Genomic DNA, 23,352 nt, shown 5'->3' on the forward strand with positions numbered 1-23,352 from the left:
TTCGGTAAATGGTGAACCGTGTAGCGTGTCAGCGACAGGCCATGGCATCATCACAAGGCCGCGGTGACTCGGGAGGACGTGCGAGACAATGTCGGTGGGAATCCGCCACGACGATTTGCGCCGGCGCAACCGCGCCATGGTGATTTCGGCGGTGCGCCGCGCCGGCCAGCCGTCGCGCACGGAGATTGCCGCCACCACCGGGCTTAGCCACTCAACCATTTCGGCGATCTCCGCCGACCTGATCCAGGAGGGCATTCTCAGCGAAAGCAAGGCCAGCGAGCCGACGGCGTTGAAACGCGGCCGGCCGCAGATCGGCTTGGCGCTGAATCCCGAAGCCGCTGCAGTGCTGACAGTAGTGCTGTCGCTGAACTTCCTGTCAGTCGCTGTGATCGACTATGCCGGCCAGGTGGTTGCCGAGGAGCAGCTGCGCCTGGACACGCTCGTCATGCCCCGCGACGAGCTGATCGGCGAATGCCTGGCGATCGTCCGGCGCCGGCTGCATGATCCCGACCTTGACGTCGGCAGCGTCGCCCGCATCGCCATGGGCATTCAGGGCATCACCGATACCCATTCACGCGCCATGCTGTGGTCGCCGATCACGCCGCTGACCGACATCCCCTTTGCCGACATCCTTGAGAAGGAATTCGGCATCCCCGCCACAACGGAGAACGACTGCAACATGATGGCGGTCGCCCTGCAATGGCGCGATCCTGAACGCTATCGCGACGACTTCATCGCCATCCTGCTCTCGCACGGTATCGGCATGGGTCTGGTGCTGAAGGGCGCGCTGTTCACCGGCACACATTCCTCGGGCGGCGAGTTCGGGCACATGATCCATCGGCCCGGCGGCGCGCTTTGCCGCTGCGGCCGGCGCGGTTGCGTCGAGGCCTATGCCGGCAATTACGCCATCTGGCGCAGCGCCATGGGCATAAGCGAGGATGCCGCGCCGACGGATGTCGGCGACGCCGACATGCGCGCGCTTGCCGCAAAGGCCCGGCAACAGGACGGCCCCGAGCGCGAGGCCTATCGCCGGGCCGGCGAGGCGCTGGGCTTCGGCCTCGGCAGCCTGTTCGCCCTGATCGACCCGGCGCCCGTCGCCATGGTGGGCGTCAGCGCGGCCGCCTTCGACCTGATCGAGCCCGCGCTGAGGAAGGCGATCGCACAGACCGCCGGCGGCCAGCATTCCGAATCGATCTCCTTCGACACCGAGCCGAACGAGCTGCCGCTGATCCGCGAAGGCTGCGCCATGCGCGCGCTGACCTTCGTCGACCAGGAGATTTTCGCGCCGGGAGGCCAGGCAAGAGCCGGCACCGTCGGGAAGAACGTGGCCTAAGTAGGACCGAAAAATGCGAGCGCTGGGATATCCTGAGATTCAGGTCAGGCCGAGTCGAGAATGGTGGATTCCGAGAACCGGAACGGAGCGTACTTTTGGGTACGTGAGTACCGGAAGCGCAGGAAGCCGCCATTCGCAGGCCGGCATCACCTGAATATCAGCATATCCCTAGTCCTCGCGGATCGCGTAGCCCGCCCCCCGAATGGTACGTATGACGTCCGGCATGCGGCCGTTGTTGACCGCCTTGCGCAGGCGCCCGACATGGACGTCCACGGTGCGCTCGTCGATATAGATCGTCTCGCCCCAGACATTGTCGAGCAGCTGGCTGCGCGAGAACACGCGGCCGGGATGCCGCATCATGAATTCGAGCAGCCGGAACTCGGTCGGGCCGAGCCTGATCTCGCTCTTCTTGCGGTAGACGCGGTGCGATTCGCGGTCGAGCACGATGTCGCCGACCTTGAGCACGCTGGACAGCACCTCCGGCTTGGCGCGGCGCAGCAGCGCCTTGACGCGCGCCATGAACTCCGGCGTCGAGAACGGCTTGACCAGATAGTCGTCGGCGCCGGTCGAAAGGCCGCGCACGCGGTCGCTTTCCTCGCCCCGCGCCGTCAGCATGATGATCGGCAGCCGCTCGGTTTCGGGCCGCATCCTGAGGCGACGGCAGAGCTCGATGCCGGAAACCGCCGGCACCATCCAGTCGAGCACGAGCAGGTCGGGAACGTTTTCCTGGAGGCGGATTTCGGCCTCGTCGCCGCGGGTCACCACTTCGACTTGGTAACCCTCGGATTCGAGGTTGTAGCGGAGCAGCACCCCCAGCGGCTCCTCGTCCTCCACCACCATGATGCGTGGCGCGATCATCGGGGTAACCTTTTCGTCAGGCCGCCGGCGCCGACATTGCGGTCTCGTCCTGCTTCGGACGATTGGCGGGCAATTGCGTGCCGGTCAGCACATAGTAGGCGTTCTCGGCGATGTTGGTCACATGATCGCCGATGCGCTCCAGATTCTTGGCGCAGAACAGAAGATGCGTGCAAGCGGTGATGTTGCGCGGATCCTCCATCATGTAGGTCAACAGCTCGCGGAAGACGGACGTGTATTTGACGTCGATGCGTTCGTCGTCGTTGCGAAGCTTGGCCAGCGCCGTAGCGTCGCCCACCGTATATTCCTGGATCACGCCCTGAACCTGGATCAGCACCATCTGCGCCATGGAATCGATCGAGTGGGTGAGGTCCCGCGGCGCGGCGCTGACGCCGACCGAGCCGACGCGCTTGGCGATGTTCTTGGCGAGATCGCCGATGCGCTCGAGGTCGCCCGCCATGCGGATCGAGCCGACCACGTTGCGAAGATCGTCCGCCATCGGCTGGCGCTTGGCGATCAACGTGATGGCACGGTCGTCGAGCTCGCGCTGCCTTGCGTCCATGATGGCGTCGTCGGAGACGACGCGCTGCGCCAGCGCATTGTCGCTTTCGAGCAGCGCTTTGGTCGAGGCGCCGACCATTGAGCCGGCAAGGTCGCCCATGTCGTTGATGAGCCGGCTGATCTGCCTCAGATCCTCGTCGAAGGCGGCGACGGTATGTTCGGCCATGATGATGTCCTCGTATGAGCTCAGCCGAAGCGGCCGGTGATATAGTCCTGCGTGCGCTTCTCGCGGGGCGAGGTGAAGATCTTCTCGGTCCGGTCGAACTCCACCAGCTCGCCCAGATACATGAACGCCGTCTGCCGTGACACGCGCGCCGCCTGCTGCATGTTGTGGGTGACGATGACGATCGTGTAGTCGGCCTGCAATTCGTCGATCAGTTCCTCGATCTTGGCCGTCGACAGCGGATCCAGCGCCGAGGCCGGCTCGTCGAGCAGGATGACCTCGGGCTTCACCGCCACGGTGCGGGCGATGCAGAGCCGCTGCTGCTGGCCGCCGGAGAGGCTCTGGCCGCTGGCATTGAGCTTGTCCTTGACTTCGCTCCAGAGCGCGGCGCGCTTCAGCGCCGACTCGACCCGGTTGTCCATCTCGGCCTTGCTGATCTTCTCATAGAGCCTGACGCCGAAGGCGATGTTCTCATAGATCGACATCGGGAACGGCGTCGGCTTCTGGAACACCATGCCGATTTTCGTGCGCAACAGGTTGAGGTCCTGCGAACGGTCGAGGATGTTCTTGCCGTCGAGCAGCACCTGGCCCTCGGCGCTCTGCTTCGGATAGAGCTCGTAGATGCGGTTCAAGACGCGCAGCAGCGTCGACTTCCCGCAGCCGGAAGGGCCGATGAAGGCCGTCACGCTGCGCTCGGGCAGGGACAGGTTGATGTCCTTCAGCGCCTTCGACTGGCCATAGTAGAAGTTGAGGTTCTTGACCTCGATCTTGGCCTTCTCGACGGTGGTGTCGGGTGCGTTCAGGTCGGTGGACAACATCGGTTTCATCTGTCCTCTCTGCGTCCGGTCAGGCTGCGGGCGAAGATGCTCAGCCCGAGAACCGTCAGGGTGATTATGAGTGCGCCCGTCCAGGCCAGCTGCTGCCATTCCTCGTAAGGGCTGAGAGCGAACTGGAAGATGGTCACCGGCAGGCTGGCCATCGGGGCATTGAGATTGCTCGACCAGAACTGGTTGTTGAGCGCGGTGAAAAGCAACGGCGCCGTCTCGCCCGAGATGCGGGCGATCGCCAAAAGGATGCCGGTGACGATGCCGGACAGCGCCGCGCGGTAGGCAACCGAGCGGATCACCACCCAGCGCGGCGCGCCGATGGCGGTGCCGGCCTCGCGCAGCGCGTTGGGCACGAGGTTCAACATGTCCTCGGTGGTGCGCACCACGACGGGGATCACCAGGATCGACAGCGCGACGGCGCCGGCGATCGCCGAGAAGTGCCCCATCGGCCGCACCATCAGCTCATAGACGAACAGGCCGACGATGATCGACGGCGCCGACAACAGGATATCGTTGATGAAGCGCACCACCGTCGTGAGCCGCGAGAAGCGTCCATACTCGGCCATGTAGGTGCCGGCCAGCACGCCGATCGGCGTGCCGACGACGATACCGATGATCGTCATGATGATGCTGCCATAGATGGCGTTGAGCAGGCCGCCTGCATCGCCGGGCGGCGGCGTCATTTCCGTGAACACCGCCAGGTTCACCCCGGAAAGGCCCTTATAGAGCAGGGCCCCGAGGATCAGCGCCAGCCAGGCGAGGCCAATGCCCGCCGCGATGATGCACAGCGCCATCATCACGGCATTCTTGCGTTTGCGGCTTTGGTGAAGCGATTGGGCAGTCGACATCGGTCAGGCTCCCGTGCGGCTATCGATGCGCAACAGCATGTAGCGTGCGAGCGCGAGGATGATGAAGGTGATAATGAACAGGATCAGGCCGAGCGCCACCAGCGAGGACGTATAGAGCGCGCCGTCAGCCTCGGTGAATTCGTTGGCGATGGTCGCCGAGATGGTCGTGCCCGGCGCGAACAGCGAGGCGCTGATGCGATGCGCGTTGCCGATGACGAAGGTGACGGCCATCGTCTCGCCGAGCGCGCGGCCGAGGCCGAGCATGACGCCGCCCATGATGCCGACGCGGGTATAGGGGATGACGACGCGCCGCGTCACCTCCCAGGTCGTGCAGCCGATGCCGTAGGCCGACTCCTTGAGCACGGCGGGAACCGTGTCGAACACGTCCTTCGTGATCGAGGTGATGAAAGGCAGCACCATGATGGCCAGGATCAGCGACGAGGTCAGCAGGCCGATGCCGTAGGGCGGGCCGGCAAACAGGCTGGAAAGCCCCGGTATGCCGTGGAAAATGCTGATGATGAAGGGCTGAATCGTCGTCTGCAGGAACGGCGCGAAGACGAACAGGCCCCAGATGCCGTAGATGATCGAGGGAATGCCGGCGAGCAGCTCGACCGCGATGCCGATCGGACGCCTGAGCGGGCGCGGGCAAAGCTCGGTCAGGAAGACGGCGATGCCGATGCCGATCGGCACGGCGATGAGGATGGCGATGGCCGAGGTGACGATGGTGCCGTAGATGGGCGCGAGCGCGCCGAAATTCTCGGTGACCGGATTCCAGGATTCGGTGGTCAGGAAGGAGAAGCCGAACTTCGACAGCGCCTCCCAGGATCCGGCGACCAGCGAGATCGCGACGCCGCCGAGGAGAACCAGCACGAGGATGGCGGAAGCGCGCGTGGCTGCCCGGAAGACCATGTCGGTGACGGCGAAGCGGCGCACTGTCGCTTCCCTGGTCCGCATGGCGGATGATGTCGCAGCTTCGGAAACGGCCGTCATTGAGCCCCTCGCATTCGAAAGAGACAGGAGGGCGCCAAAAGCGCCCTCCTTATTCGCCAAGAATTACATGCCGGAGTAGAGCGGCTTGCCGTTCGCGTCGACGATGTCCTTGCCCCACATTTCCTCGACGCTCTTCACGACGGAGTCGGGCATCGGAACGTAGTCCAGGCTGGCGGCCAGCTCGTCGCCCTTGGCATAGGACCAGGCGAAGAATTTGAGCGCTTCGGTCGTGGCCGCCGCGTCGTCGGGCTTCTTATAGACGAGGATCCAGGTGGCCGACGTCATCGGCCAGGATTCGGCGCCGGCCTGATTGGCGAGGATGACGCCGTAGCCCGGCTGCGAGCTCCAGTCGGCATTGGCAGCGGCCGCAGAGAACGCGGCGGCGGTCGGCTCGACCTTCTTGCCGTCCTTGTTGATCAGGTCGGTATAGGTGAGCTTGTTCTGCTTGGCATAGGCGTATTCGACATAACCGATCGCGCCACCGGTCTGCGAGACGTTGTTGGCGACGCCTTCATTGCCCTTGGCGCCGATGCCCACCGGCCATTCGAGCGCGGTGTTGACACCGACCTTCGACTTCCAGTCGGCGCTGACGTCGGCCAGGTAGTAGCTGAAGTTGAACGTGGTGCCCGAGCCGTCCGAACGGTGGACGACCGCGATCGCCTGGTCGGGCAGCTTGACGTCGGGGTTGAGCTTCTTGATCGCTTCGTCGTTCCAGTTGGTGATCTTGCCGGAGAAGATGTCGGCCAGCGTCGGACCGTCGAGCACCAGTTCGCCCGGCTTGACGCCTTCGAGGTTAACGACCGGAACGATGCCGCCCATCACCATCGGGAACTGCGCGAGCCCGGTGGAGTTGAGATCCTCGCCCTTCAGCGGCGCGTCGGAAGCGCCGAAGGTCACGGTCTTGGCCTTGATCTGCTTGATGCCGCCGCCGGAGCCGATCGACTGGTAATTGAGACCGATGCCGGTCTCCTTCTTGTAGGCATCGGCCCACTTCGCATAGATCGGATAGGGGAAGGTGGCGCCGGCGCCGGAGATGTCGGCAGCCATTGCGGCCGCCATGCTAAGGGTTGATGCCGCAGCCATTGCAATCGCAACGGCCGCCGAGCGGATGAAATGTCTCATGTGGCCTGCTCCTGTTCGGAAGATGGTCTTTCGGCACCCGTTCTATCGGCGCCCGGTGAGCGCAATAGCCCTCGATTATTACAGTCGCATGACAGTTTCGTGTCAGCCTGGTAACGCCTGAAAAGGGGATGTCCGGGGAGATCCGCGGCGGCCCCGAGAGACCGGCCGGAGTTTGCCCCGGGAATCAGTAACTTGTCTGACTTTTGAATAAAAAATTATCCCGGCGGCCGGGTCGCGGCCGCCGGGAAATAAAATCCGGACGAGAGCGCGTTGCCCGAACGCCAGAGCGGATCATGGCTTGGCCATCGCCGAAAACAGGGTCCGTTGGGGTAGAGTCGACGCTGTTTCTTGTTGGCGGTCGCTGCTCCCGCCCGTAACCGAAGAGCGGAATCAATGACCACATTGTCCGTGCATGGCTTTTGCTTTGGTATGGTGCGATCGCACCATACGCATGCGTCAGTCTCTTGCCGCCGTCTTGCCCGCCGAATCCGCTCTAACCGGCATTGCGCCGGCTCTCGACGTCCGATCCCAGCCAGCGCTCGAGCTTTTCGAGCAGTGCCCGCGGACTGATCGGCTTCGGCAGGTAATCGTCCATCCCGGCTTCCAGGCAGCGTTCGCGGTCGCCCTTCAGCGCGTGCGCGGTGACGCCGACGATCGGCACATGCGTGCCCATGTCTTCCTCGAGCCGGCGGATGGCGCCCGTCGCCTCCAGACCGTTCATTTCCGGCATCGACACATCCATCAGGATCATCCGCGGATTGAGCCTGCCGAAGGCGTCGAGCGCCTTGCGGCCGTTGCCGACGATCTCGAAGCGGTAGCCGGTCTCGCCCAGGATCTGGGTGAACACCAGCTGGTTCACCTCATTGTCCTCGGCGACGAGGATGTCGAGCCCGCGCTCCGCATCGGTTGGGCGTGGCCGCGCCCGCACCGGCGGCGGCTGCAGCATGGCGCGCTCCGATGCCGCCGCTGGCTCCGGCGCGGCCGGCGGGGTTCCGGAGCCGGCGGCAGGTTGCGCAGCGGCGCTGCTGTGGCGATGACGCTGGATGGTCGCAACCAGCGTTTCCAGGAGGATGGAGGAGCGCGCCGGCTTGATAAGCTGCGCATCGATGCCGAGGTCGCGATAGGTCGTGTTGGCAAGCGACTGGTCGACCGAGGTCAGCATGATGATGGGCGTATGCGCCAGGCCCGCCGTGTTGCGCACGATGCGCGCCATCTCGGCGCCGGTCATGCCGGGCATCTGGTAGTCGAGCACCACGCAGTCGACCGGCACGCCATAGGCGGCGGCGGCAATCAGCACCTTCAACCCCTCGGCGCCGCTTTCGGCCGCGCAGGAATCGAACGTCCACGACGCCATCTGCTCGCTCAGGATCGAGCGGTTGACGGCGTTGTCGTCGACGATGAGCACGCGCGCGCCGGTGACGTCGACCGGCATGATGCGCTGTCCGCCCTGCTCTGCCCGGGGCAGCGTGACCGTGAACCAGAAGGTCGAGCCCTTGCCCTCGGCGCTGTCGACGCCGATCTCGCCGCCCATCATCTCGACCAGCCGCGAGGTGATGGCGAGGCCAAGTCCGGTGCCTTCATGCCGCCTGGTCGAGGATGTGTCGACCTGGCTGAATTTTTCGAACACCAGCTTCAGCTTCTCTTCCGGGATGCCGATGCCGGTGTCGGTGACCGAGATGGTGAGCCTTGTTCCCGCCGGAACCCGCTCCCCCGTGACGTCGACCAGCACATGGCCCTCGTCGGTGAATTTCACGGCGTTGCCGAGCAGGTTGGTGACGATCTGCCTGACGCGGCCGACATCGCCCACGAACTGGCCCTCGAGCCCCGGCTGGATGCGAACGATGAGCTCGAGATCCTTCTCTTTGGCGCGTGTCGATACCAGCGTCGCCACATCCTCGATCGCCTCGGCGAGGTTGAAGGGCGCGGGATCGAGCACCAACTGGCCGGCGTCGATCTTGGAGAAGTCGAGGATGTCGTTGATAATGGTGAGCAGCGCGTTGCCGGATTTGACGATGATGTCGGTGAACGTCTTCTGCTTTGGATCGAGGTCCGATTTTGCCAGCAGTTCCGCCATTCCAAGGACCCCGTTCATGGGCGTGCGTATCTCGTGGCTCATATTGGCGAGGAATTCCGACTTGGCCCGATCGGCGAGCACGGCACGCCGCCGCGCTTCGCTCAGCTCGGCCTCGCGCTGCTTGAGCTCGGTGATGTCGGTGGTGGAACCGATGAGGTAGAGCGAACCGTCCGAGGCGATCATCGCGCCCTTGCGCGCGAACTGGTGCCTGACGCTGCCGTCCGGCAGCGTCACCGTCTCCTCGATCTCCTGCGTTTCGCCGGTGCGCAGCACGGCGAGGTCGCCCGCCACGAAAGCTTCACCGTCCGCGCCGAAGATCTCGACGTCGGTCTTGCCGACCGCTTCTTCCTTGCTGAAGCCGGTGAGATCGCACCAGCCCTTGTTCACGTAGAATTGCCTGAGATCCGAGCGCTTGGCGTAGATCGACACCGGCACATTGTCGATGAGGCTGCGGAACACCTCGTTCTCGCTCATACTTTGCTTGAGCGCCTGTTCGCGCGCTTTCACGTCGGTGATGTCGGTGCTGGAGCCGACCAGATGCACCGAGCCGTCGGTCGCCACCAGTCGGCTCTTGCGCGTCATCAGCTGCCGTACCGTGCCGTCGCGGTGCGTGACGGCTTCCTCGACCTCGCGCCCTACACCGGTCGTCACGACTTCGATGTCGTCATTGCTGAAGCCGTCGGCCTCTTCCGTCGCGAAAAGCTCGCGATCCGTCTTGCCGAGCACCTCGTCCTTGGCGAGCCCGGTCAGCGCGCACCAAGCCTTGTTGACGAATTCGATGCTGAGATCGTCGGCCTTGATGAAAGCGGCCACCGGCAGCTCGTCCATGACGTGCCGGTAGAGGTCGATCTGGCGCATGGAGTCGCGCAGCGCCTTCTCGCGGACCTTGATGTCGGTGATATCGACGCGCACGCCGATGAACGTGCCGTCGTCGGTGCGCATGTCGTAGACCTGGTACCAACGCCCGTCCGGATTGAGGCGCTCGTAGGAAGAGTTCGGCAAATGGTACCGCTTCAGCATGGCGTCGAGCCAGCGCTCGGTGTCGACGCCATACAGATCGTCGATTTTGGTATCTCCGCTCGAGCGGAAATAGCCGACCGAATGGCCGAGAGCCAATGCCTCGCGGAATGTGCGGCCCGGCTGCCAGGCCGGCTTCAACGCCGGCAGCGTGTCCTGCAGCTTGCGGTTGGCGAAGGCGAAGCGGTCGTCGCGATCGTAGATGATGACGCCCGCCGGCAGCGACTCCAGCACGGTGGCGAGATTCCTGCGCGCATCCTCGGCCTCGGTCTCGCGTTGCTTCATGTCGGTGATGTCGACATAGGAAATCAGCCGCTTGCCGCCGGGAAGGGGCGCCAGCGAGGCGATCAGCGTGCGGCCGTCCTTTCGCGGCAATTGCCTGGATCCCGCGGCACCGGCCCGGATTTCGGCCTCTCGTTCGGCCACATGGTTTTGCCAGGCCTGTTCCTCGCCGCCGAGCGGATCGACCTCACGGCTGGCTTCCATAAAGTCGCGAAAGCGGCTGCCGGCCGGAGCGCGCCGCGGATCGATCTTCCAGAAGTCGTAGAATGCCCGGTTGACCACCTCCGCCCGCAATTCGGCATCGAGAACGATGACGCCGATCGGCATCGAATCGACCATCAGGCTCAGATTGGCGAGCGCCTCCGAGGTTCCGGCCATGTCGCCGGGAAAGGTCCCGTTGCCGCGCATATCCGCCTTGTCGAAATTCCGCGCGCTGTCCGCCCCGACAATTCCGTCCGTATCCGCCATTCCTACCCCCAAGGCCGAACCGTGCCGGTTCATCGGCGGAATGTGCCCGACAAGCATTAACGATCCGCTAACCATAATGATTGCAACCGCCTGCCGTCGGTGCCGTTGAGCAGATTCCCATCGTCGCGCCGGCTGCGGTAATCCGCCCGTTGGCGATCAAGGCAACGACACATTATAAGGTGTCTGAGGTGTTGCTAATGTTTGATCGAATCGCGGCTTTCATCCTGTGCCCGGCGCTGCTTGCGGCGGGTGGCTGCGCGCGCAGCGACGACGGCACGGTCATCGTTCCGAGCCGGATGGATGTCAGGCGTGTCTGGGACGAGGCGCCGCCCGGAACGACCGCATCGCGGCAGATCGTCTCGGACGTGTTTCCTCTGCCGCCGGGCCCGCCGCAGACCCCTGCGGTGCGGCGCCATTCCAGATCCGCTCCGGCGCGGCCCTCCTACAACCAGGATCCGCCCGATCAGTCTTCCGACGCGCAGAACCCCCTCACCTGCAGGAATGTCGGCGAAAGCGGCAAGCGCTACCGCGTCGTCTGCGAGTAACTGGCCCTAAATCCGCCGATCGATGCCGGCTCGACAGCCTGCCTCAAAGCCGATGCCTCAGACCGGGAATGGCGGCCGGATCAATTCGCCGGGAAGAAGGCCGGCCCAACGATGCGCACCGACTTCGCGCCTGCCGGAGCAACCGCCCCGGACCGTTCGATCGAGTTGGTGGCATTCGCTTCCGCGCCATGAGCATTGCCCGACGGAATATCCGAGACTGTGCCCAGGTCCGGCCTCGATGTCGGCAAGGGAATGATGGCGTTTTCCATGTTGCCCGGCGTCACCGTGCGTGCCCTGAGCTCGGCCACACGCTCGGAGTAGCGCTTGAGGTCGCAGGCCTTGAACTCGGCGGCATCGCGATAGCGGAAGGCGGTTGACAGCTCGGTATAGGGCTTGCGCGTCTCGACCGCCACCATCTGGTCGGTCTCGAGGCTCGGATCGCTCAGCGTATAGAGATCGACGCCCGCATCGTCGCAGATGTAGCGGCATTGATCGACCATATCCTTGAGGTCCCTGGCCCGCGCGAATTGCGAGTTCGGCGCGGGGAAGAAATAGCCGTCCGAGAGGCGGACGCAAAACAGCATCGCGTTCCCGCCGAACGCCTCCGTGTTGGATGCCTGCTGCTGGGGCGCCGGCTGGCGCTTGGGAGCCGCCTGACGACCGAGGGCGACGTATCTTGCCTGCAACCCGGAGGAATCGCGGCCGGAATTGCCGATGCTGGCGATCCGGCGCTGCACCTCGGTGCGGCTCCGGATGAGATCCGCGCAGGCATTGAAGAAGCCCCCGACAGCGCTGCTGGCGGTGCATTTGCGCTGCCTCTCCAGCCCTTGGATCGCGGCAAGCTGGCGCCGCAGTTGCGCAAGCTCGGGGCTTGCCGCGTCGCGACCGCTGGACAGCATCTGCCTTCTCAGCGTCGAGCAAGAATCGGCGTAAGAAACCTGCGTCATCGCCAAGATCGCCATGGACACCAGAATTGGTGCCTTAAGAAACCGTAACCTCGTCATCGGGCGCCACCCCTGTTCGAAAAACGAGTTCGACTTAATTGCCGCTGGCTAAATGAGAAAATTCTCATGTATAGAAAGGTTAGCCAGAAGCTCTCTTAAGTATTATGCTCGATTTTGTGAAGCAAAAATTACGCTTTCACCTCAAGATTGAGGCAGTAGGCGAAAAACCATCTGGGCGTGGCCAGGCCGCGGCGCGACCACGCATCGCCGATGAAACCTTTGACCGGTGATGGACGTTGTTGGCGTTGATGTGACCGCGCAGCGAAGAGGAGACCGAAGATGTCCCTTCACTTCACCGTCTCTGGCCTGACCAGGAACCTGATCCATTCGCTTGGCCTGGATCATGAGCGCGCGCCGAGACCCCTTACCCCCGAGCAAAGCCTTCTGCTGGATTGTTATCTGGCCGGGCAGATCCCGGACTCCGCCTGGAGCGACTACGTCTTCGAGATGCCGGAACTGGAAAAGCACGCCCAGATCAGGCGCACACGCGGTTAACCTGAACGCAATTCCAGGAAAGTGCGACGCGCTCTAGGCTCGGCGCCTGCACCGTGGCTTTCCGTCCGGAATTGCCTCCAAATAATAGTCAGGCTGCCGCCTACTTCTTCGGCGAGTTGAACTGCAGTGTAAAGACGTTTCCGGCAATGCCTTGCGCCAGCGAGGGCGAGAAGCTGAGCGGCAGACAGTCCTGCATGGCCTTGGTCGCCGCGTCGACATAGGCTTTGCGCGCTTTGTCGTCGCCACTGACATGAATGGCGGTTGTTTTCGGCGGTCCGATCAGCGTGCCGTCGCGTTTGAAGCTGAAGCTGAGCGTGACCGAGGAATTGTCGGAATTGGCCGGCGGCGTCCAGCAGGCGAGCAGGGCGGCGCCGACGTCATTCATGCTGTTGAGCGATGCGGCTACCGATGGAAAGGGCACAACCGATAGCACGCCCGCTATCATCAAAAATCTTGCCGTGTTCATCGCAGGTCCTCGTCGCCGTCGCTCTGCCCCCTCACGGTATCGTACGATCCATGACGAGGATGACAATAGGGTTTCAGTCCGCCCGTCGGCGACGCAATCATACTGTCGTGATTTCGGCGCGACGGCCGCAAAAGCAAAAGGCCGGCACGCAGCCGACCTTTCCCTTGCCTCGTCATGGCGCCAGTACATCCGTGGTCGCGGCGAGGACTGGAACCAGTAGACAGATCTTAGGTAAACGAAACCTTAACGCGAGGGCGGGCTATGCACTGGCCTGCGATTTCACATGCGCGATGTAGGCGCGCACGTCGCCTGCCGGCTCCGAATAGGCCTTGCCGAGCTTCTTCTCCATGGCCGCCATGTATTCCTTCGCCCAGTTGGGCAGTACGTAGTCGACGACGGCGAGGAATTCGAGAGTTGCCGCCAGCCTTATATCGGCGATCGACGGGTTGTTGCCGCCGATGAATGGTTTGCCGTTGCGGAAGAAGGAGTGAAACACCTCGAGCGGCTCGGCGATCGCGGCCATCGCCGCCTTTTGCGCTTCCGACTTCTTGTCAGGATGTGCGTCGCTGTGGCCGACCTCGCCGGCATATTGCGGAAAGCCGAGCGCCGGATAGGTCGCGCGGGCGACATAAGGATAAAGCGTGCCGATCAGGTAGAACATGGCGCTGTCGATCATCGCTCGCTTTGCCGGCGCCTTTGGATAGAATTTCTCCAGCCCATGCTTGTTGGCGAGATACTGCATGATGGCGCAGCTTTCCCACAGCACGCCGCGCGGCAGGCCCTTGTCCTCGATCATCGGCGTCAGATGCGCGGGATTGCGCGCCAGGAACTCGGGCGAACGCGTGTGGCCCCAGGCATCGGTTTCCGCATGATCGAGTCCGGCCGCGCGCGCGAACACCCGCACCGTCATGTTGTTGACGCTCGGCCTCAGCATGCTGAGGTTCAGGCCGGGCTTCCTGGCCGGCTTCGCTTTAGCTTTGGGAGGGGCCTTTGCCATCGCTTTAGGCGCGGCCTTTGCCGTCGCTTCAGGCGCGCCTTTTGCGGTCGCTTTGGGCCCGGTTTTTGCCGTCTCCTTGGTCGCGGCTTTCGTATTCATCTTCGCGGCGGTTTTTGCCGCGGCCTTGGCCGCGGGTTTCTTCGCGCTCTTCGTTGCAGGCTTCGCCATGTCGGTCCTCCCTCTGACCCGGTTAATAAGGATTTTTTGCCGCCCTGTTTTCCGACAGGGTTTCCCGCGACCGCTCGACCAGCGCCTGGATGGCATCCGCGAGATGGACTTCGGCGATGTTGTAGTCGCCGCGCGCCACACGGATCTTGTGCGCTTCCATCAGCACGTCGGGATGGGTGAAGCCGGCCGGCGGCTCGAAGCGGTAGGAAGCAAGTTCGATCAACAGCCCCAGCGGGTCCTCGAAATAGATCGAGTCCATGAAGCCGCGGTCCTTGACGCCGCTGTGCTTGATTTCGCGCTCGTCGAGCCGCGCGACGGCCTGCAGGAAGGTGACCCGCGACACCGAGAACGCGATGTGATGGACGCAGCCGATATCGGTCGGCGTCCGCCGCTTGACCGGGGTGCGGCTCTCGTCGGTGAAGACGGTGATCAGACGCCCGTCGCCCGGATCGAAATAGAGATGGCTTTCGCTCGCCTTGTCGAGATTGGGCTGCTCGAAAATGAAAGGCATGCCGAGCACGCCCTCCCAGAAGTCGATCGAGGTCTGGCGCCCGGCGCCGACCAGCGTGATGTGATGAACGCCTTGCGACTGCAGTTTCCGCATTGGCTTCTCCCGCCTGCTTTTGCCGGCCGGCAGGAATTCGGATGCCTAGCCGCCATTGGGTTAGCGCTCGGCGCGACCGCCGCCCGTTTCCCCTGCGCTTCTTGTTCCGCACTATGTTCGATTGCGGCATGCGCATTCATGAAGAGATGCTAATTCAATCCGCGGCGATGCGCCAGAAGCACAGTGCCCTCAGCGGTCGGTGAGCGGGAAGAAGCTTGGTACGCCCAAGGGGAATCGAACCCCTGTTCCCGCCGTGAGAGGGCGGTGTCCTGACCGCTAGACGATGGGCGCGCTCAAGAACCGGCTACATAGGCTGGCGGCGGGGAAAAAGCAACTGGGGTTTCGACTGCTTCCCGTGCTTAACGAGTAACTTGTTCAGCCCTATCGTTTCGGCTCGATCAGGTCCCAGAGATTGCCGTAGAGATCTGCGAAAACGGCGACCGTGCCGTAAGCCTCATGGCGCGGCGTCTCGCGGAACTCGACGCCCTTGGCGAGCATCGCCTGATGGTCGCGGGAAAAATCGTCGGTCTCGAGGAACAGGAAGACCCGGCCGCCGGTCTGATTGCCGATGCGGCTTGCCTGCTCTTCGCCGGATGCCTGCGCCAGGAGCAGCCGCGCACCCTGGCTCTTCGCCGGCGCGACGGTGACCCAGCGCTTGCCGCCGCCGAGATCGACATCCTCGGTGAGCACGAAGCCGAGCCGCTCGACATACCAGCGAACCGCCTCGTCGTAATCGGCGACGACGAGCGCGACGGTCGCGACGCTGCGGCGTTCGGCAAAGCCGCTCATTTGTTGCGAATCGCGAATTGGCCGATGATGCGGCGCTCGGCGATGTCGTAGACGAAGATCGAATGGCTGCCGTCGGTAAGCTCGGCACCGATCGACAGGCGGTTGCCGGAGAGCGACTGGCTGATCACCTTGGCGCCAACGGGGAGCACGATGTCGCCCGACAGCGGCGTGCCGGCCGGGGCCTGGACATCGCCGGCAGGCGCAGGGCCGGCCGCCGGCGCATTGCGGGCTTTGTAGACAAGCGCGCCGATCACCACCATAAGGGCGAGGAACAGAAGGCCGAGATTGACGATCATGAAGCGGACGAGCTTGCGGCGCACTTTTTCGGCCGCGGGGTCGAGCGGCTTTTCCTCATCTTCTTCGGCGATCGGCCGGGCCATGGCTAAACAATCCGCAACGGGTTTCGATGAGCGCTCATAACGAAGAGACCCCGATATTGATAGAGGACGAATTGGCGGACGAGGAAACCGGCGAGGCCGTCGTGCTCGAAGCCGGTGCGGACGCCGTCGGCCAGCGCCTCGACCAGTGGCTCGCCGCCAGGCTCGGGCCGGAGCTCTCGCGCAGCCGCGTGCAGGCGCTGATCCGCCAAGGCGCGGTCTCCATCGCCGGCAAGGCGGTGCTGGAGGCCAAGCGCAAGCTGACGGCCGGTGAGCGTGTCGAAGTCCTGGTGCCCGCGCCCGAGCCGGCCGAGCCGCAGGGCGAGGACATCCCCCTCGACATCCTCTACGAAGACGACGAGCTGATCGTCATCAACAAGCCGGCGGGACTGGTCGTCCATCCCGGCGCCGGCAACTGGACCGGCACGCTGGTCAATGCGCTGATCCATCATTGCGGCGACAGCCTCTCCGGCATAGGCGGTGTCAGGCGGCCGGGCATCGTCCACCGGCTGGACAAGGAAACTAGCGGCGTCATGGTCGTGGCCAAGACTGACCCCGCCCACAAGGCCCTGTCGGAAGCCTTTGCCGACCACGGCCGCACGGGCGACCTCGAACGCGCCTATCTGGCGCTGGTGTGGGGCATCCCGCAGCGGCCGACCGGCACGGTCGATGCTGCCTTGGGCCGTGCCGCCGATCGCGTGCGCCGTGCGGTGGTGCCGGAAAACCGTGACGATGCCCGCCATGCCGTCACGCATTTCAGCGTCGTCGAGCGTTTCGGCGAGGCACAGCAGGCTTTCGCCACCGCCAGCCTCCTCGAATGCCGGCTGGAGACCGGCCGCACCCACCAGATCCGCGTCCACATGGCCCATATCGGCCACCCGGTAGTCGGCGACCCGGATTACGGGCAGGCCTTCCGCACCAAGGCCAACCGGCTGCCGGAACCCTTGAAAACCAAGGTCAACGCCTTTCCCCGACAGGCCCTGCACGCCTGGCTCCTTGAATTCCGGCACCCGACCACCCATCTAACGATGAGGTTCGAAGCGCCGATACCGGGAGACATGGAGGAACTCGTCGGCGGCTTCCGCAAACTTTGAACCCTGCCCGCCACGAACAAGCTGCAAACCAGCCATCAAAAAACCTGACTGGCGTTGTTCACTTCAGCGTGACAGACTGTTTAGCGTTGAACAAATGCCTGTCTTTTCTGGTTTTGTTCCTATATATACAGGTTGTCGCGGGTGAGCCTTTGGCATCCGCGTCGCATGCCCGCCGAGTTTCGGGGGCAATTCACTCCAAGAGAGGGGGCGCTATCATGGCCCAATCATTACCCAGTATTGTTTCCGGTGAAGGCGGTCTCGCCCGTTACCTGGAAGAAATCCGCCGCTTTCCGATGCTTCAGCCGCAGGAAGAGTACATGCTCGCGAAACGCTACGCCGAGCATCAGGACACTTCGGCTGCCCACAAGCTCGTCACCAGCCATTTGCGGCTCGTCGCCAAGATCGCCATGGGCTATCGCGGCTACGGCCTGCCGATCGGTGAGGTGATCTCGGAAGGCAATGTCGGCCTCATGCAGGCCGTGAAGAAATTCGAGCCGGAGCGTGGTTTCCGGCTCGCCACCTATGCCATGTGGTGGATCAAGGCCTCGATCCAGGAATATATCCTGCGCTCGTGGAGCCTGGTCAAGATGGGCACCACCGCCAACCAGAAGCGTCTGTTCTTCAACCTGCGCAAGGTGAAGGGCAAGATCCAGGCGCTCGATGAAGGCGACTTGAAGCCCGACCAGATCGCCGAGATCGCCACCCGCCTCAATGTTTCCGAGGCTGAGGTGATCTCGATGAACCGCCGCCTTTCGGGCGACGCTTCGCTCAACGCCCCGATCCGGGCGAGCGAAGGCGAGTCCGGCGAATGGCAGGACTGGCTGGTCGACGACCACGAAAGCCAGGAAGAGATGCTGATCGAGCAGGACGAGCTGGAAAACCGGCGCGCCATGCTGTCGGGCGCTCTGTCGGTCCTCAACGACCGCGAGCGGCGCATCTTCGAGGCGCGCCGCCTCGCCGAAGAGCCGCTGACGCTGGAAGAGCTGTCGGCAGAGTTCGACATCAGCCGCGAGCGCGTGCGCCAGATCGAGGTGCGCGCCTTCGAGAAGGTGCAGGACGCGGTCAAGGCCGCCGCCAAGCGCCAGACCCAGGCGCTGCGCACCATCGAGGCGCAGCCCGCGGCTTAAAGCTCAAGGCATCAATGAATAAAGGCGGCGTTTCGGCGCCGCCTTTTTGTTTTGCAACGTCTGCGATTGCGAAAATAGCGGACCAGCCCTTTCTCCCCCTTACTACACGGGGAGAAGGAAAGCTCAGGCCGTCGGTTGCTTCGTCTTCCTTAGGTACGGCAGCACCGTCTCATACGCCCCGAAGCGCTTGACTGCGTCCTCGTTGGAGACCGCGGCAGTGATGATGACGTCCTCGCCCTGCTTCCAGTTCGCCGGCGTCGCCACCTGGTGCTTGGCCGTCAGTTGGATGGAATCGATGACGCGCAGGATCTCGTCGAAGTTGCGGCCCGTCGTCATCGGATAGGTCAGCACCAGCTTGATCTTCTTGTCCGGGCCGATGACATAGACCGAACGCACCGTGGCGTTGTCGGCCGGCGTACGGCCCTCCGAGCTCTCGCCGGCGCCCGCCGGAAGCATCTCGTAAAGCTTGGCGACCTTGAGGTCCTTATCGCCGATCAGCGGATAGTTCACCGTCTGGCCGGTAGCAGTCTTGATGTCGGCCTGCCACTTGTCGTGGCTCGATACCGGATCGACCGAGATGCCGATGATCTTGACGTTGCGCTTTTTGAACTCGCCTTCCAGGCCGGCCATCGTGCCTAGCTCGGTGGTGCAGACCGGCGTGAAGTTCTTCGGGTGGCTGAACAGCACCGCCCAGCCGTCGCCGATCCAGTCGTGGAAGTTGATGGTGCCCTGCGTGGTCTCGGCCGTGAAATCCGGCGCGACATCGTTGATACGAAGACTCATAGCCTATCCCTACCCTTTTTGAGAAACGGTGGCCGGCCTGGCCGGCGCGGGCCTAAGCTAGCACTATCGCGGTGCCGGTCAAACGTCTGGAGGCGCAGCCGAGGCCTTGCAAGGCGATTTTTTTCGCCGCCGGGCAAGAAGCGGCTGGATTCCGCATCTGAGAGAAGGGAGCGCCGCTCAGCCTTTCTTTATCGCCAGCGTCGCCGTGAGATCTTCCATGCGTTGCGCGAGCGCCGCGAGCGCGGTGGTGAGCACGCTGTCGCTTTTGTCGGCCTTGGTAAGCGCCTCGTCGCGCGTCTTGCGCAAGGTGAGCACCTCGCTCTCCATGCCTTTGACGCGCTTGGTGAGCTCCGAGAGCTCGTCCATCACCATGATGCCCGCCATGACGGTAAGCCGCTGGTCGCCGATCTCGCCGAAGGAATCCTTCAGGTGCGAGACATAGCGGTCGAAACGCTCGGCAAGGTCGATCAGATGCTCTTCCTGGCCCTCGTCGCAGGCCATCCGGTACTGCTTGCCGTCGATCGAAACGGTGACCTGTGCCATTGCCCTACCTGTCCAGAACCGCGCGGATGGTTTCCATGGCAGTCACTAGCCGCCGCGACACTTCCTTGTTGGCGTCTTCCAGACGCTCGGCGCGCGCTTCGGAATTGTCGAGCTCCTGCGCCAGGCGCGAACGGTCGGCGTTCATGCGCTGCACCTCGGCCTCGGCTTCCGAATAATCGCGCTCATGCTCGAGCTTCGCCGCCACGGCGTTTTCCAGCCCTTCCATGGCCTTGCCCAGCCTGGCGATGACTTCCTTGAGGGTCGTTTCCCCGGTCATGGCCTTCGTCCTATGCCCTGCCCATCACCGAATCGCACGCGTTCAGAACGCGTTACCTCGGAAAGATTAGGCACCGGGTGAAGGGCGCGTCAACAAAGCTCTCGCGACTGTCCCCCGCTATCGCTAATGTAAGGCGCCCGATCCCATCACAAGCCCGGCAAAATCCGCCCCGATTTGTTGACTAAAAGGCCGCGCCTGCTATGTGTCGCGGCATCCTTTTCCAAGGGTTCTCCCCAGGCTCCAACCCACTTCCGGAGGAAGCATGACCTCGCGTGAACAACATGATCGGATGGCCAACGCGATCCGTTTCCTTTCCATGGACGCCGTCGAGAAGGCGAACTCCGGTCACCCCGGCCTGCCCATGGGCTGCGCCGACATCGCCACGGTTCTGTTCAGCCGCTTTCTGAAATTCGACGCCAAGGCGCCGCATTGGGCCGACCGGGACCGCTTCATCCTGTCGGCCGGCCACGGCTCGATGCTGCTCTATTCGCTCCTCTACCTCACCGGCTATGAGGACATGACGATCGACCAGATCAAGAATTTCCGCCAGCTCGGCTCCAAGACCGCCGGCCATCCCGAATACGGCCATGCCGCCGGCATCGAGACCACCACCGGTCCGCTCGGCCAGGGCCTTGCCAATTCGGTCGGCTTCGCGCTCGGCGAGCGCATCATGAACGCCGCCTTCGGCAACGACCTCGTCAACCATTATACCTATGTGCTGGCCGGCGACGGCTGCCTGATGGAAGGCGTCTCCCAGGAAGCCATCGCGCTGGCCGGTCATCTGAAGCTGAACAAGCTGATCGTCTTCTGGGACAACAACAACATCTCGATCGACGGCCCGGTCTCGCTTGCCGACAACACCGACCAGGTCGCCCGCTTCCAGGCCAGCGGCTGGAACGCCAGCCACATCGACGGCACCGATCCGGAAGCGATCGCCTACGCCATCGAGGCGGCGCGCCATTCCGACAAGCCGACGATGATCGCCTGCAAGACCACCATCGGCTTCGGCGCCCCGACCAAGGCCGGCACCAACAAGGCGCATGGCTCGCCGCTGGGCGCCGAGGAAATCGCCGGTGCACGCAAATTCTTCAACTGGGACTCGCCGCCCTTCGAAATTCCGGCCGACATCCTCGACGCCTGGCGCGCCGTGGGCCAGAAGGGCGCTGAGGCCCGCGCCGACTGGGAAGGCCGCCTGGCCAAGGCCGAGCCGAAGCTCAAGGCCGAGTTCGAGCGCCGTCTCGCCGGCAAGCTGCCCTCCAATTTCGACGCCATCATCGCCGACTACAAGAAGAAGCTGTCGGCCGATAAGCCGAAGGTCGCCACCCGCAAGTCGTCGGAAATGGCGCTGGAGGTCATCAACGGCGCGGTGCCGGAGACGATCGGCGGCTCGGCCGACCTCACCGGCTCCAACAACACCAAGACCAGCCAGACCAAGAACATCACCCCGGACGACTACGGCCAGCGTTATGTCCATTACGGCATCCGCGAGCACGGCATGGCGGCCGCCATCAATGGTCTCACGCTGCATGGCGGCCTGATCGCCTATGGCGGCACCTTCCTGTGCTTCTCCGACTATGCCCGCCCCTCGATGCGCCTTGCCTCGCTGATGGGCATCCGCTCGATCTTCGTCATGACGCATGACTCGATCGGCCTCGGCGAGGACGGCCCGACCCACCAGCCGGTCGAGCACCTGGCCGCGCTGCGCGCCATTCCGAACCACAATGTCTTCCGTCCGGCCGACGCGGTCGAAACCGCCGAATGCTGGCAGATCGCGCTGGAATCGGAAAAGACGCCCTCGACCCTGGCGCTGACCCGCCAGAACCTGCCGACCGTGCGCACCGAGCATTCGGCGAAGAACCTTTCCAGCCAGGGCGCCTATGAGCTTGCCGCCGCCAGCGGCGAGGCCGTGGTGACGATCTTCGCCACCGGCTCAGAAGTCGAGGTGGCTCTCGGCGCGCGCGACCTGCTGGAAAAGCACGGCCATCCGACCCGCGTCGTCTCGGTGCCCTGCTTCGAACTGTTCGACCGGCAGAGCGACGATTATCGCAAGAAGACCATCGGCAACGCCAAGGTGAAGGTCGCGATCGAGGCCGGCATCCGCCAGGGCTGGGATCACCTGATCGGCACCGACGGCATTTTCGTCGGCATGCACGGTTTTGGCGCCTCCGGCTCGATCGAGCAGCTCTATCCGCATTTCGGCATCACCGCCGAGGCCGCGGCCAAGGCGGTCGAAGCCCGCCTGCACGGCAAGTAGGAATTGGCTCGGGCCCGGCAGCTCCGATCGACGGCTCCGCCGGGCTGGACCAACCTAATCGATTTAGATGCGACCTTCTGCGGCTGGATTCTTGCGCCTTCCGCCGTTATGAAACTGCGGACCCATCCGCTTTCCAGCCCCCAAGGGAGAGAACAATGACCGTCAGAGTTGCCATCAACGGATTTGGCCGGATCGGCCGCAACATCCTGCGCGCCATCCATGAATCCGGCCGCAAGGACATCGAGGTTGTCGCCGTCAACGACCTCGGCCCGGTCGAGACCAACGCGCACCTCTTGCGCTTCGACAGCGTGCATGGCCGCTTCCCGCATGAGGTGACCGTCGACGGCGACCAGATCTCGGTCGGCAAGGAGAAGTTCAAGGTCACTGCGATCAAGGATCCGACCCAGCTGCCGTGGAAGGACCTCGGCGTCGACATCGCGCTCGAATGCACGGGCATCTTCACCGCCCGCGACAAGGCCGCCGCGCACCTGACCGCCGGCGCCAAGCGCGTCATCGTCTCGGCCCCGGCCGAAGGCGCCGACCTCACCGTCGTCTACGGCATCAACCACGACAAGCTGACCAAGGACCACATCGTCATCTCCAACGCCTCCTGCACCACCAACTGCCTGGCGCCGCTGGCGGCCGTGCTGCACGAGACCGTAGGCATCGAGAAGGGCATGATGACGACGATCCACTCCTATACCGGCGACCAGCCGACGCTGGACACCATGCACAAGGACCTCTACCGCGCCCGCGCCGCGGCGCTGTCGCAGATCCCGACCTCGACGGGCGCCGCCAAGGCGATCGGCCTCGTGCTGCCCGATCTCAAGGGCAAGCTCGACGGCATCTCGATCCGCGTGCCGACCCCGAACGTCTCGCTCGTCGACTTCAAATTCATCGCCAAGCGCTCGACCACCGCGCAGGAGATCAACGAAGCGGTCATCGCCGCGTCCAAGGGCAAGCTGAAGGGCGTGCTGTCGGTCACCCATCACCCGAACGTGTCGATCGACTTCAACCACGATCCGCATTCCTCGATCGTGGCGCTCGACCAGACCAAGGTGATGGACGGCAACTTCGTTTCGGTCCTGTCCTGGTACGACAACGAATGGGGCTTCTCGAACCGCATGGGCGACACCGCCGTCGCCTTCGGCAAGACCATCGCCTGATTGTAGGCTCGCTTCAGGTTTTGAAACGCCCGGCTTGGCCGGGCGTTTTTTATTGGCCGGCTGAGCCAAAAAACATGCTGTTGCCTTGCACTGGTCATGTCTTCGCCCCACTCTCCCGTAAAT

Annotated in this window: 23 protein-coding genes and 1 tRNA gene; 7 read left to right on the forward strand and 17 right to left on the reverse strand. The window is 63.7% G+C overall.

What is annotated here, in order from left to right; translation table 11 throughout:
- The first annotated feature begins 88 nt into the window (after window positions 1-88).
- Entirely contained in the window at window positions 89-1,333 is a 1,245-nt protein-coding gene (locus tag P9273_RS26575) for an ROK family protein (protein WP_278051434.1), read from the forward strand.
- Window positions 1,334-1,501: 168 nt separating this feature from the next.
- Here the strand turns inward: P9273_RS26575 and phoB are convergent, their stop codons facing one another.
- The 7 genes from phoB to P9273_RS26610 all read right to left on the reverse strand — a co-directional run bounded on the left by phoB (window position 1,502) and on the right by P9273_RS26610 (window position 10,540).
- Window positions 1,502-2,191, reverse strand: coding sequence for a phosphate regulon transcriptional regulator PhoB (gene phoB, locus P9273_RS26580; protein ID WP_010911896.1), 690 nt, complete (start codon window positions 2,189-2,191; stop codon window positions 1,502-1,504).
- Between the two features lie 16 nt (window positions 2,192-2,207).
- Window positions 2,208-2,915 (reverse strand): phosphate signaling complex protein PhoU, encoded by a 708-nt coding sequence (gene phoU / locus P9273_RS26585; protein ID WP_278051435.1) that lies wholly within the window; start codon window positions 2,913-2,915, stop codon window positions 2,208-2,210.
- Between the two features lie 20 nt (window positions 2,916-2,935).
- Complete coding sequence (gene pstB / locus P9273_RS26590) at window positions 2,936-3,739, reverse strand: phosphate ABC transporter ATP-binding protein PstB (protein WP_201412077.1); 804 nt, start codon at window positions 3,737-3,739, stop codon at window positions 2,936-2,938.
- On the reverse strand, window positions 3,736-4,587 hold the full coding sequence (gene pstA / locus P9273_RS26595) for a phosphate ABC transporter permease PstA (RefSeq protein ID WP_278051436.1): 852 nt from the start codon (window positions 4,585-4,587) through the stop codon (window positions 3,736-3,738). Before pstA ends, pstB begins: the two co-directional genes overlap by 4 nt.
- A gap of 3 nt (window positions 4,588-4,590) precedes the next feature.
- Window positions 4,591-5,577 carry a phosphate ABC transporter permease subunit PstC gene (pstC, locus tag P9273_RS26600; protein WP_278051437.1) on the reverse strand — a complete coding sequence of 329 codons (987 nt, stop codon included), beginning with the start codon at window positions 5,575-5,577 and terminating at the stop codon, window positions 4,591-4,593.
- 63 nt (window positions 5,578-5,640) lie between these two features.
- The gene (gene pstS / locus P9273_RS26605) at window positions 5,641-6,699 is read right to left on the reverse strand and encodes a phosphate ABC transporter substrate-binding protein PstS (RefSeq protein ID WP_278051438.1); all 1,059 of its coding nucleotides are present in this window, start codon (window positions 6,697-6,699) and stop codon (window positions 5,641-5,643) included.
- Window positions 6,700-7,192: 493 nt separating this feature from the next.
- Window positions 7,193-10,540: a response regulator gene (locus tag P9273_RS26610; RefSeq protein WP_278051439.1), complete on the reverse strand. Its 3,348-nt coding sequence runs from the start codon at window positions 10,538-10,540 to the stop codon at window positions 7,193-7,195.
- A gap of 197 nt (window positions 10,541-10,737) precedes the next feature.
- Between P9273_RS26610 and P9273_RS26615 the strand changes: the two genes are divergently transcribed.
- On the forward strand, window positions 10,738-11,085 hold the full coding sequence (locus P9273_RS26615) for a hypothetical protein (RefSeq protein WP_278051440.1): 348 nt from the start codon (window positions 10,738-10,740) through the stop codon (window positions 11,083-11,085).
- An 80-nt stretch (window positions 11,086-11,165) separates the two neighbouring features.
- Here the strand turns inward: P9273_RS26615 and P9273_RS26620 are convergent, their stop codons facing one another.
- Window positions 11,166-12,032: a DUF2865 domain-containing protein gene (locus P9273_RS26620; RefSeq protein WP_278051441.1), complete on the reverse strand. Its 867-nt coding sequence runs from the start codon at window positions 12,030-12,032 to the stop codon at window positions 11,166-11,168.
- Window positions 12,033-12,368: 336 nt separating this feature from the next.
- On the opposite strand from P9273_RS26620, the gene P9273_RS26625 reads away from it, so the two are divergent.
- Window positions 12,369-12,584 carry a hypothetical protein gene (locus tag P9273_RS26625; protein ID WP_278051442.1) on the forward strand — a complete coding sequence of 72 codons (216 nt, stop codon included), beginning with the start codon at window positions 12,369-12,371 and terminating at the stop codon, window positions 12,582-12,584.
- A gap of 100 nt (window positions 12,585-12,684) precedes the next feature.
- On the opposite strand, the gene P9273_RS26630 is transcribed toward P9273_RS26625, so the two are convergent.
- The 6 genes from P9273_RS26630 to P9273_RS26655 form a co-directional block, all read right to left on the reverse strand.
- Window positions 12,685-13,050, reverse strand: coding sequence for a hypothetical protein (locus tag P9273_RS26630; RefSeq protein ID WP_278051443.1), 366 nt, complete (start codon window positions 13,048-13,050; stop codon window positions 12,685-12,687).
- 259 nt (window positions 13,051-13,309) lie between these two features.
- Window positions 13,310-14,215, reverse strand: a complete 906-nt coding sequence (locus P9273_RS26635; protein WP_278051444.1) for a glutathione S-transferase family protein — start codon at window positions 14,213-14,215, stop codon at window positions 13,310-13,312.
- 22 nt (window positions 14,216-14,237) lie between these two features.
- Window positions 14,238-14,819, reverse strand: coding sequence for a VOC family protein (locus tag P9273_RS26640; protein ID WP_278051445.1), 582 nt, complete (start codon window positions 14,817-14,819; stop codon window positions 14,238-14,240).
- Between the two features lie 216 nt (window positions 14,820-15,035).
- Window positions 15,036-15,110: transfer RNA gene (locus P9273_RS26645), tRNA-Glu, on the reverse strand.
- Between the two features lie 90 nt (window positions 15,111-15,200).
- Window positions 15,201-15,608 carry a VOC family protein gene (locus P9273_RS26650; protein WP_278051446.1) on the reverse strand — a complete coding sequence of 136 codons (408 nt, stop codon included), beginning with the start codon at window positions 15,606-15,608 and terminating at the stop codon, window positions 15,201-15,203.
- Window positions 15,605-15,988, reverse strand: a complete 384-nt coding sequence (locus tag P9273_RS26655; RefSeq protein WP_278051447.1) for a fimbrial protein — start codon at window positions 15,986-15,988, stop codon at window positions 15,605-15,607. The genes P9273_RS26650 and P9273_RS26655 overlap by 4 nt, the downstream gene beginning before the upstream one ends.
- 26 nt (window positions 15,989-16,014) lie before the next feature.
- Here P9273_RS26655 and P9273_RS26660 point away from each other — a divergent pair, with 26 nt between their 5' ends.
- Both P9273_RS26660 and rpoH read left to right on the forward strand, forming a co-directional pair.
- Entirely contained in the window at window positions 16,015-17,079 is a 1,065-nt protein-coding gene (locus P9273_RS26660) for an RluA family pseudouridine synthase (protein WP_278051448.1), read from the forward strand.
- 215 nt (window positions 17,080-17,294) lie between these two features.
- Window positions 17,295-18,206: an RNA polymerase sigma factor RpoH gene (gene rpoH, locus P9273_RS26665; RefSeq protein ID WP_040998783.1), complete on the forward strand. Its 912-nt coding sequence runs from the start codon at window positions 17,295-17,297 to the stop codon at window positions 18,204-18,206.
- 123 nt (window positions 18,207-18,329) lie between these two features.
- On the opposite strand, the gene P9273_RS26670 is transcribed toward rpoH, so the two are convergent.
- From P9273_RS26670 to P9273_RS26680, 3 genes are all read right to left on the reverse strand, one after another.
- Window positions 18,330-18,989 (reverse strand): peroxiredoxin, encoded by a 660-nt coding sequence (locus P9273_RS26670; RefSeq protein WP_278051449.1) that lies wholly within the window; start codon window positions 18,987-18,989, stop codon window positions 18,330-18,332.
- Between the two features lie 177 nt (window positions 18,990-19,166).
- The gene (locus P9273_RS26675; RefSeq protein ID WP_040998786.1) at window positions 19,167-19,532 is read right to left on the reverse strand and encodes a cell division protein ZapA; all 366 of its coding nucleotides are present in this window, start codon (window positions 19,530-19,532) and stop codon (window positions 19,167-19,169) included.
- A 4-nt stretch (window positions 19,533-19,536) separates the two neighbouring features.
- Entirely contained in the window at window positions 19,537-19,809 is a 273-nt protein-coding gene (locus P9273_RS26680; RefSeq protein ID WP_023763725.1) for a DUF4164 domain-containing protein, read from the reverse strand.
- Between the two features lie 262 nt (window positions 19,810-20,071).
- On the opposite strand from P9273_RS26680, the gene tkt reads away from it, so the two are divergent.
- Complete coding sequence (gene tkt / locus P9273_RS26685) at window positions 20,072-22,063, forward strand: transketolase (protein WP_040998789.1); 1,992 nt, start codon at window positions 20,072-20,074, stop codon at window positions 22,061-22,063.
- Between the two features lie 155 nt (window positions 22,064-22,218).
- Window positions 22,219-23,229, forward strand: coding sequence for a type I glyceraldehyde-3-phosphate dehydrogenase (gene gap, locus P9273_RS26690; protein ID WP_278051450.1), 1,011 nt, complete (start codon window positions 22,219-22,221; stop codon window positions 23,227-23,229).
- Window positions 23,230-23,352 lie beyond the last annotated feature (123 nt).

The organism is Mesorhizobium sp. WSM4935, from assembly GCF_029625735.1.
In the GTDB taxonomy this organism is placed as follows: Bacteria; Pseudomonadota; Alphaproteobacteria; order Rhizobiales; family Rhizobiaceae; genus Mesorhizobium.